We start from the raw sequence: 16,773 nt of genomic DNA on the forward strand, positions 1-16,773 counted from the left end.
CTACTTACAAAAATCTCTTTAGGAAAGCCAAAGCTATTAGCTCCATCTAAGATATATTGTATAGAACTTGTTCCACTACATTCAGTTGGTCTTACATCATCAAGCCATAAACTTTGAGTTTCGGTAATCGTGATTTGAAAGGCAATTATAGAAGTAATCATAGTATTTTTATTACAAGTAGTTATTCTAAATATTTCATCTCTTCCATATTCATCAAGAACTTTCAAGATATAACCTTTTTCAATCTCAGGTCTTTCCTTATCATTTACAAAGTTCCCTTCAAATCTAAAGTTACCAGCTAGATCTTTAAAACCATTTGCTAAAGTACACCAGTTATCTAAAGAATACCCGTTAGAACTTAATACCTTATCCCTAGGGGTATTGGAAGGGAATACAGCAATTCTTATTTTTCCATCAACCATATAATCCCTCCTTATCTATAGTTTGCTCTATAATTTAATTCAATTTTATTTATATTACCTGTCCAGCTTAATCTATTTATTCCAGGTATTATAATTGGGAAATTCCCAATACAATCTAAATCTTTACTTCTTTTATTACTATCTATACTTTGTAATAAATGGCTATTTAACTCTACATAATTTTCTAAGTTTTTAATAGAAATAATATTACCATTTAGGTTTAATTCTACAGTTCCATTTCCATATATTTTAGTAGTTGGATTAGAATTCATATTTCCATTATTATAGAATTCAAAAGAATTTTGAGTAATAGTAATGCTAGTATCATTAGGATCACTCATAAAAGGTTCGCATATAAAAGTTATTTTAAATTCTCCACCTTTGTTTTGCTCTAATCTTTTAAGTCCTTCTTTTAATACTTTTTTTACTATGTAACATCTATCTTCTCTATCATAAAAAAGTCTCTTGTCTGTTATGTTATTTAACCAATTATTTATTCTATCTATAGAGTAATTAAAATCATCATATTTAAGTAAGCTTAATTCAAATGAAATTTTTATATCTCCATAAGTTCCTTTATTTACAGTTAAAGAGCCATTTCTACCTATAACCTTATATTCTTCATAATCTTCATTAGGTATATTAATAGAGGGGTAAGATTGTACCCCAACTCTTAGTTTCTGTAAGCTATCTATTCCATTAAAAATTAATGTGTTTAAATCCATATCTTCCCCTCCTTTATTTTTATGCCATTACAAATGGATTGTTTTCTTGATAACCTTTATCTATCTCATCTTTATGTTTACCCAAAGCATGTCCAACTTCCTTTCCATCTAAAAATATACCTAGTTTAGAAATTACAGAAGTTACTTCTTCTTTTACTACTTGACGAATTAGTGGCTCTGGTAAAACATATTCTCTTTGTTTGCCTTGTCCTTTAAACTTATCTCCTACAACTGTATTATTACCTAGTAATGTAGGTTCATCAAATACAGCTCCTGTATAAAGGTAATTCATTTTTGGAATGTTAACTCCAAAATGTTTTCCTCCAACTCCTGGTATCCAATCTGGTGCAGTAAAGCTTATTTTATTTAATCCATCTATGGCCATGTTAACTAAACTAATAACTGTATTTAATGGTGCTTTAATAACAGCTCCTAAGCCATCCATTATTCCACCAAAAATATCTACAACGCCTTGCCATGCCCTAGACCAATCTCCAGTAAATACACCTTTTACAAACTCGATTACTCCACTGAAAATTCGTTTAATAGCATTAAATCTATTTTCTATGTTTTTAACAAATCCATTTATTATATTTCCAAATACTCCAAAAGACTTAGTCCAATCTGTAGTAAATATTCCTGTTAAGAAATTAGAGAATTTGGTAAATACAGAAGTTATAAAACTCCAAACTTTATTTACTCCATTACGAAACCATTCACACTTATTGTATAAAGTTACAAATACAACAGCTAATCCTAGAAGAAGAGTAATTACTAATCCTATAGGGTTCATTTTCATAGCTAAATTTAAAGCCTTTTGTGCTAATGTCATTGCTTTAGTTGCTCCAGTTACAGCAATCTGTGCTGTTTTATAAGCTAACATTTTCACCTTATTAGCCACCCATAAAGCTCCGTTTTTAATAAGTTGTAAAGTAGATTTAGCTAAGTTAATTATGAACTTTCCTATAGCTTTAGTTACACTAACTATTCCTTTACCAAATTTACCGATAGCATTTGTTCCGCTTTTAGTAGCTCTAGTAAAGTTTTTTACTCCAACTATCCCACTTTTAATTCCTTTATTAAGTAAAGAAAAGCCTTTCTTTATTGTTCCTATAGCTTTTATTGTTTTAGCAAAAATTATTAATAGCGGGCCGATTGCTGTGATTAAGCTAACTGTATAAACTATAAATTTTTGTACTCCAGGATTTAAGCTACTAAATTTATTAGCTAAATTACTGATACCATGAGCTATATCGGTAATTCTAGGGGCTAGTGCTTCGAAGACTTTAATACAAGATTCCTCTAAGGCACTTCTCATTTCAGCTAGGCTACCTTTAACGTTGTTATTCATAGTATCAGCCATTTTTTGAGTTGCACCTTGAGAATTTTCTATAGCTCCAGAAAGCTTATCAAAATCTGAACTTGAAGAGTTTATTACAGCTAACCATCCAGACATAGCTTCTTGCCCAAAGATAGTACTAACAACTGCTGCTTGTGTAGACTTATCAAGGTGTCCTATTTTTTGTCTTAATTCACTCATAATAGTTTTAAATGATTTCATTTTTCCATGACTATCTTTAATGGAAATACCATACTTTTTCATAGTTTTGGCAGCATCTCCAGTAGGTTTAGCTAGTCTAGTTAAGCCACTCCTAAGTGCCGTTCCAGCTTGAGATGCTTTGATACCTGAGTTTGCCATAAGACCTATAGCTAGTGCAGTATCCTGAATAGTATATCCTAGAGATCCTGCTACTGGTGCTGCATATTTAAAAGTTTCTCCCATCATACCAACATTGGTATTTGCGTTACTACTTGCAGCCGCTAGAACATCACTAAACATACCAGCATCTTTAGCTTGTAATCCAAATGCAGAAAGTGCATCTGTCACGATATCTGATGTAGTTCCTAGTTCTTCTCCACTTGCTATAGCTAGATTAAGTATAGGCTCTATACCATTTAACATATCATTAGTTTTCCAACCAGCCATTGCCATATATTCTAAACCTTGACCAGCCTCAGCCGCACTAAATTTAGTCTTGGAACCCATTTCTTCAGCTTTAGCTTTTAGTTTTAAGAAGTCTTCTCCTGTAGCACCACTTATAGCAGAAACTTTACTCATTTCAGATTCAAAATTCATCCCTACATCAATAGCTTTTTTACCAATTAATGAAAAAGGAGTGGTGAAACCTAGTGTCATTTTCTTACCAGTTGACATAGCCTTTTCGCCTATAGAATTCAACTGCTCACCAAATTTACTAAATTTACCACTCGCTTCTGTTGAAGTGTTTCCTGTTTGTTTCATTGTAGATTCAAAGCTATGAGATTTACTTTCTACTTTATCAAAAGCTAATAAAGCACTCTCAGCATCAATTCGTATATCACCACTTGCAACATATATTTCAGACATATTTTACCTCCTTTCTTTAACTCTAAAGGAGTTTATTTAATATATTTATTTGTTTTTCTTTTATTTTTTTAATTTCATCTTTATTAACACTAACGTTAACTTTAATATTTCTTTGCAAAGTATCTTTAAAATCTAACCATTCTGAATCTCCAAAAGTTACGTTAATAGCATTAATTAAGCAATATTGATTATAATTTCTTTCATTCATTTCTTGTTCTATTATGTCCATTATAATATCCACACTGTATCTTATATCATTTTGTAAGATCCAATCATATGCATGATATTTAAATAATAAGGCTCTTAATTTGCACCCAGTTTCTTCTTCGAGTTGGGTGCTTACTTGAAAACCTGAACAATTCCCTTTATATCATCTGATGTCATTATTCTTTTTAACATAGCTACGATTACTGAAAAACTTTGTTCAGCAATTCCTTCGGGAGTCATTTTATATAAACTACCTAATACTTTATAAAATAATTCTTGATTAGAATAATATCTGTCCATTATTACACTTAATAAATCAAAACTTGTATTACCAGAAAAACTATGTATTTCTAATTCAAGCTTTCTAACTTCCTGTTGTAATTTTAATAACTCTTCAGTAGCATTTTTATTTATAAATCTTGTTTTATCATCTTTATTTAAAGATTTAAACTCTTTAGTATCCATATGTTCTAAGATTATTTTTTCTACACCTTCACCAAGCTCTTTATTTTTTAAGTCATAGTTTAGTTTTAATTGTCTTAATTTTTCATCACCGAAAAACATTTTTTTTAATTCTTCTTTTATGCCAATTTTATTTATTAAATTAAATATTTCTCCAGCCTGTTTACCATTAATATGTAAATCATAGTTTTTAATTTCTTCTATATTCATTGTTATTTAAATCTCCTTTCATATATAAAAATAGAGTAGAATTTAATCTACTCTATTTATGTGAACTTTCCATATCTTTAAAATTTGTAAATATTTCTAAGGGTATTGTTTTTGTATCATAAGCATTTTCCAAAGATATTTTAAAGGCTGATTCATCTTTTGATTTCATTTCAAAATTTAAGCCTTCTTTATTTATAATATCTTTTACTAAAATAATATTATATTCACCTTTTATATTTTCACCTACTATAAGGGCATCTTTATAATCACTTTCATCAAGTATTCCAACTTGAGCTATATAATGACCTTCTTTTTCTTTTTTTAATAAACTAGATTCTAATAACTTTGAATTAAAATCTAATAAATCTCCAGTAATCTTTACATCCCATTGATCTATATCTTGCCATCCTTTTACTTTACCAGCAGCATTTTTAATATCTCTAATTTTAGGCTTAGCATTTATTTGAAGTTTATCTTTAAAAACTCCTAACATTTTCTCTTTTAAACCCTCTATGAATTCTTTTGTAGCTTGTATTTCACTAAAATCACCTATATAAACTGCACCTTCATTTTGAATAAGATTATGTTCTTTAGCTGTTCCTATATCTTGCATTAACATCTTTCCTTTCTATTTATAATTTCTTATTTTATACATTAAGACTGTATTAAATTTTTCTTCATCAATATAACTTGTATACCAAATGTTTTCCCTTATAATCCAATCGTTATTAGAAAATTTATGTTGATTTAATAATTTATCAGTTTCTAACGTTTTATTTATAATTTCAAATTTTTTATCAAACATACCAACAAATCTAACTTGTAAAGTAATATCATTACAATAATTCTTTTCATCAATTCCTTCTGCGATTTTAATTTCTATTGCTATATTTTGTGTATAATCAAAGTTGCTTGGAATTAAATCTAATGCATTTGGAATTAGCTTACTTAATTCTATTTCGTAATTTTTTAACATCATAGCTCTGCTTCTTTCATGTGCTTATTAAATATATCAGATACCTTATCTAAATCCTTATTAAATGTACTTCTTATATAACTTTTATTTTCAAATTCTACTTTTTTGGCATATATTAATGGACTTCCTACAACTATTTTTATATCACCAGAATTTTTTACTCTATAATTACCATTTATACTTCTTTTTAAAGCTCCTGGATGTAAACTTCCTTTTTCTTTACTTCCTACAGGGGTTACTGATTGGGTATCTGCTATTAATGTTAATTTTGTTTCGTTAGCTGCATCTCTTAAAGATTGTAAAAACTTTTGTTTTGCTAGATTTATATTGTTTTCAATTTTAAGATTCATAAAACACCTCCAAATCAGTTTCTAATAAAGCATATATTTTATATTCCTTCCAATCTTTTTTAGCTTCTATTTTATATGTTTTATTATCATTTACGAGTATATCGTAAATAAGTAAATTTTCATTACAATACATTTGCAACTTAGATTTTATTTCTTCTCCCCAAATATACCTAATAGATTGCTCTGTAATTGGCTGTATATCACATTTAAATATTTCTTTATTTACTTTATATATTTTTTTAATATGTAATCCTTCTTTTTCTTCAATCTCACTTACTTTATTAAAAACATCTTCATATATTCCCATTAAAACATCACCTCAACCTTTTTTATTTTAGGATGTGGTAATAATCCTTTTACATCATTAAAAAGTCTTTTTACTCCTCCATTTGAATAAGTAATAGATTTTTCTCCAAGTCTATACTCTTTTATGTTTGGATTCTGACAAAAATATGATTCTAAGTTTTTGCTTAATATTATAATTGCACTTTGAAAGTTTTCTTGAATGTATTCTTTTGTATATTTTGATGTGTCATTTAAATAATAATAAATTTGATCTATTGCTATTGATTTAATTTGTTCATCTGTCATTTATATGCCCTCCTTTATAAAATTAAAGGGCATACGTTAGTACACCCTTATATATATTAAGCTTCTAAAGCATCTCCTGGATTTACACTATATTTTAATGTAACTATAGCTTCTGGTCTTAGAACTTTAGTTCCATATACATCTAATCCTCTTACACCATCTGCAAAGGAATTTTGAAGTCTCATAGCTTCAGTTTCTTCTAATTGTGCATCAAATCCAACAGCACTCTTATGTAATGCTATTATTGTATTTTCTGGTAACTCTTCACAACAAATTACTTGAAGTCCATTTATCTTTTGACCTTCTACAATACCATTTTCTAGGACGGATGGATTTCTTGTAAATCTAGCATCTTTTGATAATAGACCTAATATCTCTGCATCCACAACTACATATCTATCACTTCTTGATACCTTCTTTTTACTTAATTTAGTTCCCATATCAACTATTTTTTCATATATATTTGCAGGTGTTATAGTTATTGGACTTCCACCTTTATTTAAAGTTTGGATACCTTTATCAGCTACTATAGTTGCAAAGAAATCAGTATCTTCTTGCTCTCTTACAGAAGCTGCTTGATCCGCTATAACCTCTTTCATTAAGTCTTTTACAAGTTGCACTTTATCTAAATCAGACATTGTTTTTGCCCAATATTTTTTCTTATCAAATACCATTTCAACTGGAGTTGTATTGATTTCATCCCAATCAATTGATCCATTATAATCCTTAGGTTTACTTGTTGTTAATCTGTTGAATATTATTTTATTCCCTTGTTTATCTGATGGTTTAGTAGAAATTAATCTTGCTACTGAACTCTTTCTGAACTCTGTTATTAATCCTGCTTCCCATAATGTTTTCTTAAAATTTTCTATTGCCATAAAATTATTCCACCTTTACTTTTTTATTATTGTAGGCATTTTTCTTTATAGACTAATTCAACCTTTTAAAAAGTCTTATATTATTCAAATGCTTTCATAGCTTCCTCTAAAGATAAATCATCTTTTTGAAGTAACTGTTCATATGTACTCTTTGATATATTGCTATCCTCTTTAGGTGGTACGTACCCCCCATTCAATCTCTCAGATACTTGAGAATCTATATAAGATTTCATACTATCCTCAAATAAACTTATATTAGCATTGGTAGTTTCTTCATCTTCTCCTAATACAAAATCTATAAGTTTACTTGGTATATTCTTTTCAGATAAAGTATCTTTATATTTAGCCACCATTTCAGCTCTTGTTTTTTCTTTTTGCATTGCTTCAAATTTTTTTGTTAATTCTCTTATTTGTTTCTGTTCTGGAGTTTCTTCTTTATTTGTTCTTTTAAGAATTTCCGCCTCAATTATTTTTTGCATACCACCTTTTTTAAAGCCCTCAATTCCTTTATCTCTTTCAGAATCTATTAAAGATTTAAGATCACTTTCTGTAGCTACAGTTTTATTTCCAAAATTTAAAGGCTTTGCAAAACCTTTAGATGTAATTATCTCATCTATTTCTCCCTCGTCTTCAATATCTTTAATTAATTCTAATAATTCACTTTTTAGCATTTCTATTTCTCCTTTCATCCCTTAGAGTATTCAACCCCTAAAGTTTCTTAATTTTTTGCATAAAAATAAGGCTATAAGTTTTCTTTAGCCCATTCCTGATAATCTTTATATTCTATATTTTCTTTTGTTGTATTATCTATCCTAAAATCTGGTCTATAATCTTTGCTTGGTAACTGTATGTAACAACATCTATCATTAACATGTCTTGGTAGTTCAGGTCTCATAGGATCATCAACCTTAAATACTCTTCCATCATCAGTAGCACACTTTGAACAAGTCCTTGAATCTAAAGTTGCACTATATAATAAATATTCTGCATTATTATCCTCAAAAAACTGTTCATTAATATCGTTTTGTACTCTACAAATTTCATTTCTCAACATTCTCTTAGAATAGAATTTATCTACTTCAAATCTATCTCTTATTTCTTTTTCTATTTGATTGCAATTAATTTTACCACTTAGGAAATCTCTAATATGTACTTTAAGCTTTTTAGCTATGTCCTCTCTATTGTTCCAAATCCTATTAGAATAATTTTGTCCATCTATAGTTTTATTTAATATTCTTTTTAAATCTTTATCTGATATTTTCTTTATACTAAAATCCATACCTAGACTTAATAAATAAGAATTTATATTATATTTATCTTTAGCTAAATTATTTAATGCTTTTGTAATAACAGTATTTTCATTAGTATATTCAGCCTTCATAAATTCATTTATCTTCTTATCAATTTCTTTTGTTATAAGAACTTGACTATTTAAAGATATTTGCATTTTGCTATCTGAAATATTATATTTAAGCATTATTTTACTAATTAAATTCAATAACTCTTCTGCATTATTATTTTGTAATTCTAGTATTTCTAGTAATACTTTATCACCTTGTCTATATAACTCTTTAGAAAACTCAATAAAATTTTTTACAAAGAATTGTTGTCCTTTAGTTAATTTGTTTAATCCTTTAATTTCATCATTAAATATGTTCATTTAAATTACCAATTATTGATTCCTTTGCTTCTTGTTCACCTTTTAATCTAGTCTTAAATTCTTCTTGAGCCTTCTCATATATTTCTTTTGGATTAGTTATAAAACTTAACTGAGATAATCCAGTTTCTACATCTAAATATCCAGGAATACATAGTTTAGTCATTATATCCGCTATAGCTGCATTATCACTAGGAACATTCATATTATAGACTATTCCAACTTTTTCATAATCTAAATCTTTATTATTAAAATTTTTAATCATCATTGTAATAATAGCCTTAATCCTCTTTTTAATGACTTTAGTTAAACAATTTTGTTGCATTTTAACTTTATTTCTTAAAGAAATTATTCTTGTCTGTAATGCTACACCTGAAGTATTTGAGGATGGTTTATCGTTAAGGTTAATATGTTGAGATACTTGGTAAATCATATCCATTAATTTTTCTAATGCTTGTATATGCATGTCTGCATCTACACTCTTAATTAAATAATCAATTCCAGCACTTTTATTTTCTTCATCACTATTTATATTTAAAATAGCATTATCTCTCATTCCTTTTAAGATACTTTCCATAATACCTTCATAATTTATTGCTCCTGTTTTTTTATCTGTAAATTGCTGCTTAATTTCTTCTGGAACACTAACATTTCTTAAAATTAAATAACTTAATCTACTGTCACCTATTTCATTACTTAAATCACTTATTATACCTTCTACTGCATCCTGTAAAGCTTTTATATCATTATATATTGTGTTATTAGAACCCCCTATTTGACTTCCATATGCAATAGGACAAAATCCAAAATAATGAGGTGTTGTCTCAACGATATTGTAATCAGCATCTAACCTAATAACCTCTTTATCTGTAAAATAATCCATGTATTCTATATCATTTAACTTAAATACTCTTAATGCAGTAATAACTTCATCTTCTTCATCTCTTTCAGTTATTACACTTAATGGATTATATTCTTTTATTTTAAATTTATTATCTTTCCAATAATAATGTTCAATAGCTTCTCCAAACTTTAACATATTAGTAGCTAATATAGCATCTGCATTAATGTTTTCTTTCATAACTAAATTAACTAAATTAGCTTCTATTACACTATCTTGTACAGACTTACCTTCAATAGTTTCTGCTATTGTTAGTCTTGGTACATAAGTTATAGGATTACCAATAGCAAAGCTAACTTCTTCATCTATTAATTTCTTGCAAAAGTTAACATTAATTTTTCTATTCAATCCTATTTTAGATGTTTTATATGTAGTTTGAATATCAGTTTTTCCATTATAATAATCATCCATTTTTTGATATGTACTTAGTTTCTTATCAAACTTTTCTCTAAGATTTTTTACTTTTTCAATATCTATGGCCATCAATTCACTCTCCTTTCTTAGTAATTAAATATTCTCAATATTGCTTTACTACTTTTACTTCCTACTTCAGTACTAACTCCGTATCTTAAAGCATCCAAACCATGATTATATTTATCTATTGGTTTATTTGTATATTCACCTGTAGTCTTATCCTTAATCCAGGTATAATTCTTTAATTCTTCTATAATTTCAGTACACTTAGGATGTACAATAATTTCATATTGTTGAATTAATTGAATACCATTTATAATGCTGTCTCTTCCTTTGACTGCTCCCTTTACTCTTGATAATCCATTACGCTTTAGTTCTTCTATAGACTTAGGCTCTGCACTATCACATACTATAACTTCTTTTCTATACCCTAAATCAATAATTTTTTCTGCTATTTCATCATTTAAAAGACCTTTCTCTTGAAATTCATCAAATATCCATAGCTTTTTATTAATTTTATCTATAATAGAGCATACAAATGCTGTTGGATCGTTTGTATATCCAAAGTCTAATGAAAATATAGCTTTAGTATTTCTATTATTTTTTAAAATCTCTTTATAATCAAAAGATTCTTCCTTCCAATTTGTATAAATTAGTTTATCTAATGTCGCAAATTCACCTAAAGCATAAATTCTAAAATATACAGGGTTATCTTTTTCTAACTTTAAGAGAGAATCTATATAATCTTTTGGTAAGAATTTATTATTTTTATATGTTGTATGTAAAACTATAGTATCTTTTACATCATAGCCATTCTTAAACCATCTTTTGTAAACCCAATTTGATTTTGAGACTGGATTAAACATAACATGAATCTGATTATATGGTTTCTTACTTCTAAGTCTTAAATTTAATTGGTCAAAATCAAACTCATCTATCTCTGTGCATTCCTCAACAACTATATCATCTATGTTTGCTATAGATTTAATTTTCTCTGGATCATCTATTCCCTTGAATACAAATAAACTTTTATTAGGTAATTCAATTGTTAAATCAGTTTTATTTATTTTACATTCATCATATATTTGCCAATCACTTAGAACACTTTTAAATAATGCAAATATAGACTCTTTTAATGTAGCGTTTACTTTTCTAACAACTAAACATTTTCTTCCTGGATATTTAAGATATTTGTAAATCATTTTTTGAACTACAAAGTGAGATTTACCTGATCCACCACCACCATAAAATACATTAAATCTTTTTTCATAGTTTTGTAACTGTGGTAAATAAACTTCATTAAAAACTCTTTTGTTAATTTTAATTCTAGCCAAATAATTCCTCCTTTCTTTAAAAGTCCTTTTTGTTATATGCGATATTTTTCTTAACCACGACCACGAACAGCCATATCCTATAAAAGAAGTACCCACCCCTTTATAAACATTAAATTTACTATCTAGGGTTACACTTCCAAAATTATGCAACTTCGTGAAACGGTGATTTAGCGAAGTTATAAATGTATAAAACTCTGAAACCTAGTTATACCAATGGTTGTAGCGTTTTGAATATTTCTTTTATTTTCTATATATCTAAATAAGTTTACTTAAAACATTATTTATTCACAACCAATTGTATAATAATACATATTTTAGAGTTTTATACACCATTTATTCAGTTTTTATGCATTAATCTACTAAATCTACATCATAAGTTTTGTTAGTAATTTCTTGTTCAATTTTATCTTTCCAACCAAAATTCTTTAATGCAAATATATATCCTATTGGAGATTTGCTAACTTTTGCATCTAAAAGCTTCTCTTCTGCATAATTTTCACAAATTTGATAAGCCCTTTTTACCGATGTGGAAATCTGAAGTTTAACATCATCATCTAAACTTTTAAGCACCTCATCATTATCCATACAATCTCTATAATCTCTTAATGTACAAGGGTTACACCCTAAAGCTAATGCTAATCCTGTAACAGTAAATGGTTTTTCATTTTCTATGCAACTATTAAAATAATCTTCTATAGCTTTATCAAACTCATCTGGATCTTGAAACTTAGGTGGTTTAGTAAATTTAAATTTTTTCTTTGCCATGTTTATCACCTCCTATTTTTAAGTATAAAAAAAGAAGCCATGAATTAGGCTTCTGAACATCTAATCAAGCTTTAAATATTCTGTTATATTTTCAACTTTATGAAAACATCCATTATATCCATAAGGTCTCCAATCAGTATATCTTTCTTCTATTCTCTTTTTTAACTCCTCTTTATCTTTAACACCAAATATCTGTATTACTCTATTTATTTCATCGTCAGTATCTAACCTTAAAAATAATTTAATAACTCTAGTTTTCTTATATATATACATTAAAGGAAACCAACACCAATATCTACGTTCTTCTTTAAGCATTGATATATAATGTAAAATTAAATCACAATTGACTAAATCTTCTGTATAATCTTTTCCATTTAAATTTCCTCTTTGTTGCATTAAATGAGCTGAAAATGAATACTTATTATGACCTTCATCTCTATTCACTGTATCAAAAGAATCTCCTGAATAATAAAACTTTTCAAATGTATTTTCATCTATATCTCTTTCAAACTTATCATTTAATACATATTTTATATGTGTTAACTTTCTCACAATATTAAATTTTTTATATTTTAACAAAATCATATTTATCCAAATAAACAATTCATGTATTGTAAATCTATAGTGCATTAAACAGCACTGATTATATGTACCTTCACCTTTATAATCATAATAAGCATATAATTCTTCTAAAAATTCTATAATATAATCTGAAAGTTCTTCTTCTTCTAAAAAGTTTAATAAATTTATTAAATTCATTATAAATTCATCTCTAAAATATTTCATTTCTGATATATATTGCATTGGAATACTATAACTCGGATCTTTTAAATCATTTGAATTTAATTTATATTGATCTAATTGTTCAAAAAATAATTTATTTAAGTCTTCTAAAGAAGATAAAACTAAATCTTTTCTCCCATTTATAATATGATTTTTTATTTCTCTACTTTTAAATGTTATGGCCTTTAAAGTTTTGTTTTCATCGTCCAACAAAAAAGAAGGCATTTTTCCTAGTTTTGGCTTAACATATCTAGGTTTATCATAGATATCTCTTAATAACTCTTCATAATTTTTTTCAAAATCTGAAGCACTTGCCAAATCTATACCTATTAATGACTTAGCGTATGCTGGTATATATGACTCAAAACTTTCTCCATATTCAGCTATTATAGGTATATATTTCCTTTGATTTACTTTTGTATATAATTCTGGAGTTATTATTTGTGTTTCAGTGCCAACTCCTCCATTTCTACCATCTGCTTTTTCTTTATATTTGCTATCGCATATAATAAGAACTTTGTTTATATCTTCATCAGTAACCATTCTTTCCATAAACGAATATTTATCTTCACCTGGTTTAAGGTTCCATTTATCTAAAACAACATCAACACCATCAGATACAAGTCTTTCTGCTAAATCTAAAACCCATTTTTCATGTTTAGGTGTAGTCCAACTATATGATATAAATATCTTTTTTACTTCACTATTTTCCATATTCTTAACCCCTTTTAATTTATACTTTTATATATAAATTATATCAAAGAAGATTAAGTTTTCATATAATAAAAAAGAACCTAGCTTGTCCAACTAAGTTCATATGTACTATTTATTTAAAACTGTCTATTTCATCAACTTTTGTCAATACAATTTCTCTTTTTACCGCTGTAATAAAATCTATATTTTCAAATACATATTCTTCAGTAGTATTATCCAATAAATTATGGATAGTTATTTTATTAACTTTAATACTTTTTTCGTGATTAAAAAAATTGAAATCATTAGGTTTAGTTGTTATAAATGTTATAGGAACATAATTATCATCTTTAACACTAGAATCATTAATAAAAATAAAATGATATTTTGTATTATCGATATCTATTGCAAATAAATAATCACCTTTGATTCTTGAATCTTTCTTCGCTTCATAAACAAAAAAACCACTTTTTCTAATCATTTGATATGAAAATGGAAATCCTAAAATTCTTTCCCTATAATCTTTAAAAACTTTTTTTCTATTTTTCCCTTTACCTCTGTAAACACTTAATAAATGTTCAGCTTTTATATCACCATCATAAAGATTTTTAAATCCTTTTTCCCACTTCAATTCACTATGCCTATGTAGTTTTAAATTTTCATTCTCTTTATCAATAAAGTAATGTAAAGCAATTAAATGTGGTAAATGTTCATCTCTTATAGTAAAGTGTAATACTTTACCATTTTGCAATTCAATAAAATATTCTCTATTAGATAAATGCTTTTGAAAAAATCTAGCATATAATTTTAAATCTAAGTTTTCTAATTCTATAGGTTTTTCAATCTCTCTTAAGTTATCAATAGTATACATAGTCTACCCCTCTATAAAATAAAAAAAGCTCCAGAAAACAATCTAGAGCTTACATACAAACCACTAGCCTTGCATCTAATATTTTTTTAACGTCCCCTAGATGAGCTTCGGATACAGTTAAACTGTCCTGGGGAAGGTGTGCTAGTCCACCTTGATATATAATACTCAAAATATATCACTTAATATATAAATTATTTTTTTATCTATATTTATTATATATCCACATGGGTATTTTGTCAATTATTCTTGACACTTTTTTGTATAATCTATATATTTAGGGGTAATATAATTATGTACTCTTTATTCTGGAATTCTAACTTTTAAAGTAACCTTATGTTTTAACCCATAACCTATTATTCCTACTGGTTTTATATTTAAAAGAACTTCTTCATAACCTTCATCCATTATTGAATCAGTTACATAATTTTGTTCTCTTCTATGACAATATAATAAATGAAAATATCTAGTTAAATCTATTTCAAATAATTTACCTTTATGTTTATCTTGTCCTAAATCTAATCTTATTAAACATTCTTCTATACAATCATTTAATGTAAGATCTTCTACTTTCTTAGACTCTAAATCTTTAAGTCTCTCTTTATCTATTAACTCTTGAAAATTTGGATAATCTGTTATATATCCATTATCACACTTTCCAATATCGGTTTCTAAAAATTCTCTAAACTTATCTAATGATTTTTCAAAATTTAAAGCTTCAGAACAAGCTTTACTACCAGCTTTTATCCAATCCGCATTTATTTTCCCACTATTTTTTCTGTTTTCTTCTTCAAGCTCCTCACACTCATTATATTCACTCTCACCTAAAAACTCTTCAGATTCTTCTTCCATCATATCTTCTATAGTATTTCTAAGATACTCAATTTCATTATCTTTCTTTTGTATTTCAGCTAATAAATCTACAAATTCTTTATAAGTTAAATCTACCTTTGTATCCATTATTCCTTCATTTACTTTCTTTATTATTCCATTATTCATATTAAATCTCTCCATTCTCTTATCTTTTTAAATTTTAAAATTAATTTAATTTAAGTTTTCTACTCTTGGTATATTTTTAAATTTTTTTAATTCTCTAATTTCTTTATCCTTATCTTGTAATTCTCTCACTATACTTTCAAAATCTTTATATGATATATTAACCTTAGTATCCATTATTTCTTTATTAATTTTCTTTATTATTTCATTATTCATATTAATTCTCTCTTTTAACTTCAATGTCTTCTGCATAATAAAAACTTGTTATTTTAGCTTCAAATTTTTTTGAAGCTTCTTTGTTTAGTTCTACAGTTATAAAACCACGATTGTCTACATCCACTATAGTTCCTAGTTCTTTATTACCATCTGTTATTATTTCTCCAATTTTAAAATACTCTTTTATGTCCTTTAAAATTTTTTTAACCATATTTCTTTCAATTTCTTTAATTTTGTTTTCATCACTTTCTATTAATTTTCTAATTTCATCTCTAAACATTATTAACACCTCTAAATTTAAATTTTTTATCTTTTCTTATATCATCAATTATCTTTATATCCGGTCTAATATTTTTTAATAAATCAATTATTATTTTGGCTATCTTTATTCCATGATTATCTAATTCATATTCTGTCATGTATATGTCTCTAAAAATAATAACTTTATTTTTATCTATAAGTATTTGTTTTATATTTTTACTATCAACGTAAACATTTGTAAAACCTAAATCATTAATCATCTTATATTCTTCTGCATCCATAATATCTCTCCTATTCTCTTGCTTCAAACCAAATAATATCTAAACATTTTCTGAAAATTTCACATAATTCTATTCCATAAGTTTCAATCATCTTATCATAATTGTCATAAAACAATTCTTCTGTATTATTAGGAAATTTATTTATTATAATTGTTGCAATTTCTATATCTAGCAAATCTTCAATATTTATAATTTTAGATAATTGTTCTTTCTCTCTCTTAGTAAACATACTATTATCCATATAAACACCCCACAATTTCACCATTCTCATCTATAAACATTAAATTATCTTCAGTTTCCATGTAACTTAGGTCTCCATATTTATCATAGATTTCATTAACTTTTATTAATTCATTCTTCCAATTAGGTTCTAATC

22 protein-coding genes and 1 pseudogene are annotated in these 16,773 nt (G+C 26.7%); all 23 read right to left on the reverse strand.

Features of this window, described 5'->3' with window-relative positions; all coding sequences use genetic code 11:
• A pseudogene (locus tag RYM86_RS17305) lies at window positions 1-422 on the reverse strand (peptidase M23); the annotation flags it as partial.
• Between the two features lie 11 nt (window positions 423-433).
• Window positions 434-1,147: a distal tail protein Dit gene (locus RYM86_RS17310; RefSeq protein ID WP_283703001.1), complete on the reverse strand. Its 714-nt coding sequence runs from the start codon at window positions 1,145-1,147 to the stop codon at window positions 434-436.
• A 19-nt stretch (window positions 1,148-1,166) separates the two neighbouring features.
• Window positions 1,167-3,554, reverse strand: a complete 2,388-nt coding sequence (locus tag RYM86_RS17315; RefSeq protein ID WP_315082056.1) for a phage tail tape measure protein — start codon at window positions 3,552-3,554, stop codon at window positions 1,167-1,169.
• A gap of 22 nt (window positions 3,555-3,576) precedes the next feature.
• A complete protein-coding gene (locus tag RYM86_RS17320) occupies window positions 3,577-3,783 on the reverse strand; it encodes a hypothetical protein (RefSeq protein ID WP_221367040.1) in 207 nt (68 codons plus the stop codon).
• A 110-nt stretch (window positions 3,784-3,893) separates the two neighbouring features.
• A complete protein-coding gene (locus RYM86_RS17325) occupies window positions 3,894-4,433 on the reverse strand; it encodes a hypothetical protein (protein WP_164807380.1) in 540 nt (179 codons plus the stop codon).
• Window positions 4,434-4,485: 52 nt separating this feature from the next.
• Complete coding sequence (locus tag RYM86_RS17330) at window positions 4,486-5,046, reverse strand: hypothetical protein (protein ID WP_164807379.1); 561 nt, start codon at window positions 5,044-5,046, stop codon at window positions 4,486-4,488.
• Between the two features lie 15 nt (window positions 5,047-5,061).
• Window positions 5,062-5,412 (reverse strand): hypothetical protein, encoded by a 351-nt coding sequence (locus RYM86_RS17335; RefSeq protein WP_164807378.1) that lies wholly within the window; start codon window positions 5,410-5,412, stop codon window positions 5,062-5,064.
• On the reverse strand, window positions 5,409-5,759 hold the full coding sequence (locus tag RYM86_RS17340; RefSeq protein WP_283702999.1) for a hypothetical protein: 351 nt from the start codon (window positions 5,757-5,759) through the stop codon (window positions 5,409-5,411). Before RYM86_RS17340 ends, RYM86_RS17335 begins: the two co-directional genes overlap by 4 nt.
• Entirely contained in the window at window positions 5,749-6,066 is a 318-nt protein-coding gene (locus RYM86_RS17345; RefSeq protein WP_283702998.1) for a hypothetical protein, read from the reverse strand. The genes RYM86_RS17340 and RYM86_RS17345 overlap by 11 nt, the downstream gene beginning before the upstream one ends.
• The gene (locus RYM86_RS17350) at window positions 6,066-6,350 is read right to left on the reverse strand and encodes a hypothetical protein (protein ID WP_164807375.1); all 285 of its coding nucleotides are present in this window, start codon (window positions 6,348-6,350) and stop codon (window positions 6,066-6,068) included. Before RYM86_RS17350 ends, RYM86_RS17345 begins: the two co-directional genes overlap by 1 nt.
• A gap of 56 nt (window positions 6,351-6,406) precedes the next feature.
• Window positions 6,407-7,228: a phage capsid protein gene (locus tag RYM86_RS17355; RefSeq protein WP_208346909.1), complete on the reverse strand. Its 822-nt coding sequence runs from the start codon at window positions 7,226-7,228 to the stop codon at window positions 6,407-6,409.
• 80 nt (window positions 7,229-7,308) lie between these two features.
• Window positions 7,309-7,899 carry a DUF4355 domain-containing protein gene (locus RYM86_RS17360; RefSeq protein WP_315082060.1) on the reverse strand — a complete coding sequence of 197 codons (591 nt, stop codon included), beginning with the start codon at window positions 7,897-7,899 and terminating at the stop codon, window positions 7,309-7,311.
• Window positions 7,900-7,970: 71 nt separating this feature from the next.
• Complete coding sequence (locus tag RYM86_RS17365) at window positions 7,971-8,888, reverse strand: minor capsid protein (protein ID WP_315082061.1); 918 nt, start codon at window positions 8,886-8,888, stop codon at window positions 7,971-7,973.
• Window positions 8,875-10,269, reverse strand: a complete 1,395-nt coding sequence (locus RYM86_RS17370; RefSeq protein WP_164807371.1) for a phage portal protein — start codon at window positions 10,267-10,269, stop codon at window positions 8,875-8,877. Before RYM86_RS17370 ends, RYM86_RS17365 begins: the two co-directional genes overlap by 14 nt.
• A gap of 17 nt (window positions 10,270-10,286) precedes the next feature.
• Window positions 10,287-11,534 (reverse strand): PBSX family phage terminase large subunit, encoded by a 1,248-nt coding sequence (locus tag RYM86_RS17375; protein ID WP_164807370.1) that lies wholly within the window; start codon window positions 11,532-11,534, stop codon window positions 10,287-10,289.
• Between the two features lie 351 nt (window positions 11,535-11,885).
• Window positions 11,886-12,299 (reverse strand): terminase small subunit, encoded by a 414-nt coding sequence (locus RYM86_RS17380; RefSeq protein WP_115639813.1) that lies wholly within the window; start codon window positions 12,297-12,299, stop codon window positions 11,886-11,888.
• 60 nt (window positions 12,300-12,359) lie between these two features.
• Window positions 12,360-13,796 (reverse strand): SEFIR domain-containing protein, encoded by a 1,437-nt coding sequence (locus tag RYM86_RS17385; protein WP_208346904.1) that lies wholly within the window; start codon window positions 13,794-13,796, stop codon window positions 12,360-12,362.
• A gap of 112 nt (window positions 13,797-13,908) precedes the next feature.
• Window positions 13,909-14,646 (reverse strand): PBECR4 domain-containing protein, encoded by a 738-nt coding sequence (locus RYM86_RS17390; RefSeq protein ID WP_208346903.1) that lies wholly within the window; start codon window positions 14,644-14,646, stop codon window positions 13,909-13,911.
• Window positions 14,647-14,946: 300 nt separating this feature from the next.
• Window positions 14,947-15,642, reverse strand: coding sequence for a hypothetical protein (locus RYM86_RS17395; protein WP_315082064.1), 696 nt, complete (start codon window positions 15,640-15,642; stop codon window positions 14,947-14,949).
• Between the two features lie 45 nt (window positions 15,643-15,687).
• Window positions 15,688-15,855, reverse strand: a complete 168-nt coding sequence (locus RYM86_RS17400; RefSeq protein ID WP_181894093.1) for a hypothetical protein — start codon at window positions 15,853-15,855, stop codon at window positions 15,688-15,690.
• 1 nt (window position 15,856) lies between these two features.
• The gene (locus RYM86_RS17405; protein WP_315082065.1) at window positions 15,857-16,135 is read right to left on the reverse strand and encodes a hypothetical protein; all 279 of its coding nucleotides are present in this window, start codon (window positions 16,133-16,135) and stop codon (window positions 15,857-15,859) included.
• Window positions 16,128-16,397, reverse strand: coding sequence for a hypothetical protein (locus tag RYM86_RS17410; protein ID WP_315082066.1), 270 nt, complete (start codon window positions 16,395-16,397; stop codon window positions 16,128-16,130). Before RYM86_RS17410 ends, RYM86_RS17405 begins: the two co-directional genes overlap by 8 nt.
• A 10-nt stretch (window positions 16,398-16,407) precedes the next feature.
• Complete coding sequence (locus RYM86_RS17415; protein WP_315082067.1) at window positions 16,408-16,638, reverse strand: hypothetical protein; 231 nt, start codon at window positions 16,636-16,638, stop codon at window positions 16,408-16,410.
• Window positions 16,639-16,773: the final 135 nt, after the last annotated feature.

The sequence above is a fragment of the uncultured Clostridium sp. genome, assembly GCF_963527835.1.
Taxonomy (GTDB): Bacteria; Bacillota; Clostridia; order Clostridiales; family Clostridiaceae; genus Clostridium.

What these genes read in the sequence shown, in the direction of transcription:
- RYM86_RS17345 (WP_283702998.1), bottom strand. Translation starts at nt 6,066, where the DNA reads ATGGGAATATATGAAGATGTTTTTAATAAAGTAAGTGAGATTGAAGAA.
- RYM86_RS17415 (WP_315082067.1), bottom strand. Translation starts at nt 16,638, where the DNA reads ATGGATAATAGTATGTTTACTAAGAGAGAGAAAGAACAATTATCTAAA.
- RYM86_RS17370 (WP_164807371.1), bottom strand. Translation starts at nt 10,269, where the DNA reads ATGGCCATAGATATTGAAAAAGTAAAAAATCTTAGAGAAAAGTTTGAT.
- RYM86_RS17360 (WP_315082060.1), bottom strand. Translation starts at nt 7,899, where the DNA reads ATGCTAAAAAGTGAATTATTAGAATTAATTAAAGATATTGAAGACGAG.
- RYM86_RS17315 (WP_315082056.1), bottom strand. Translation starts at nt 3,554, where the DNA reads ATGTCTGAAATATATGTTGCAAGTGGTGATATACGAATTGATGCTGAG.
- RYM86_RS17350 (WP_164807375.1), bottom strand. Translation starts at nt 6,350, where the DNA reads ATGACAGATGAACAAATTAAATCAATAGCAATAGATCAAATTTATTAT.
- RYM86_RS17310 (WP_283703001.1), bottom strand. Translation starts at nt 1,147, where the DNA reads ATGGATTTAAACACATTAATTTTTAATGGAATAGATAGCTTACAGAAA.
- RYM86_RS17330 (WP_164807379.1), bottom strand. Translation starts at nt 5,046, where the DNA reads ATGCAAGATATAGGAACAGCTAAAGAACATAATCTTATTCAAAATGAA.
- RYM86_RS17385 (WP_208346904.1), bottom strand. Translation starts at nt 13,796, where the DNA reads ATGGAAAATAGTGAAGTAAAAAAGATATTTATATCATATAGTTGGACT.
- RYM86_RS17325 (WP_164807380.1), bottom strand. Translation starts at nt 4,433, where the DNA reads ATGAATATAGAAGAAATTAAAAACTATGATTTACATATTAATGGTAAA.
- RYM86_RS17405 (WP_315082065.1), bottom strand. Translation starts at nt 16,135, where the DNA reads ATGTTTAGAGATGAAATTAGAAAATTAATAGAAAGTGATGAAAACAAA.
- RYM86_RS17365 (WP_315082061.1), bottom strand. Translation starts at nt 8,888, where the DNA reads ATGAACATATTTAATGATGAAATTAAAGGATTAAACAAATTAACTAAA.
- RYM86_RS17355 (WP_208346909.1), bottom strand. Translation starts at nt 7,228, where the DNA reads ATGGCAATAGAAAATTTTAAGAAAACATTATGGGAAGCAGGATTAATA.
- RYM86_RS17380 (WP_115639813.1), bottom strand. Translation starts at nt 12,299, where the DNA reads ATGGCAAAGAAAAAATTTAAATTTACTAAACCACCTAAGTTTCAAGAT.
- RYM86_RS17335 (WP_164807378.1), bottom strand. Translation starts at nt 5,412, where the DNA reads ATGATGTTAAAAAATTACGAAATAGAATTAAGTAAGCTAATTCCAAAT.
- RYM86_RS17400 (WP_181894093.1), bottom strand. Translation starts at nt 15,855, where the DNA reads ATGAATAATGAAATAATAAAGAAAATTAATAAAGAAATAATGGATACT.
- RYM86_RS17320 (WP_221367040.1), bottom strand. Translation starts at nt 3,783, where the DNA reads ATGGACATAATAGAACAAGAAATGAATGAAAGAAATTATAATCAATAT.
- RYM86_RS17340 (WP_283702999.1), bottom strand. Translation starts at nt 5,759, where the DNA reads ATGAATCTTAAAATTGAAAACAATATAAATCTAGCAAAACAAAAGTTT.
- RYM86_RS17390 (WP_208346903.1), bottom strand. Translation starts at nt 14,646, where the DNA reads ATGTATACTATTGATAACTTAAGAGAGATTGAAAAACCTATAGAATTA.
- RYM86_RS17410 (WP_315082066.1), bottom strand. Translation starts at nt 16,397, where the DNA reads ATGGATGCAGAAGAATATAAGATGATTAATGATTTAGGTTTTACAAAT.
- RYM86_RS17395 (WP_315082064.1), bottom strand. Translation starts at nt 15,642, where the DNA reads ATGAATAATGGAATAATAAAGAAAGTAAATGAAGGAATAATGGATACA.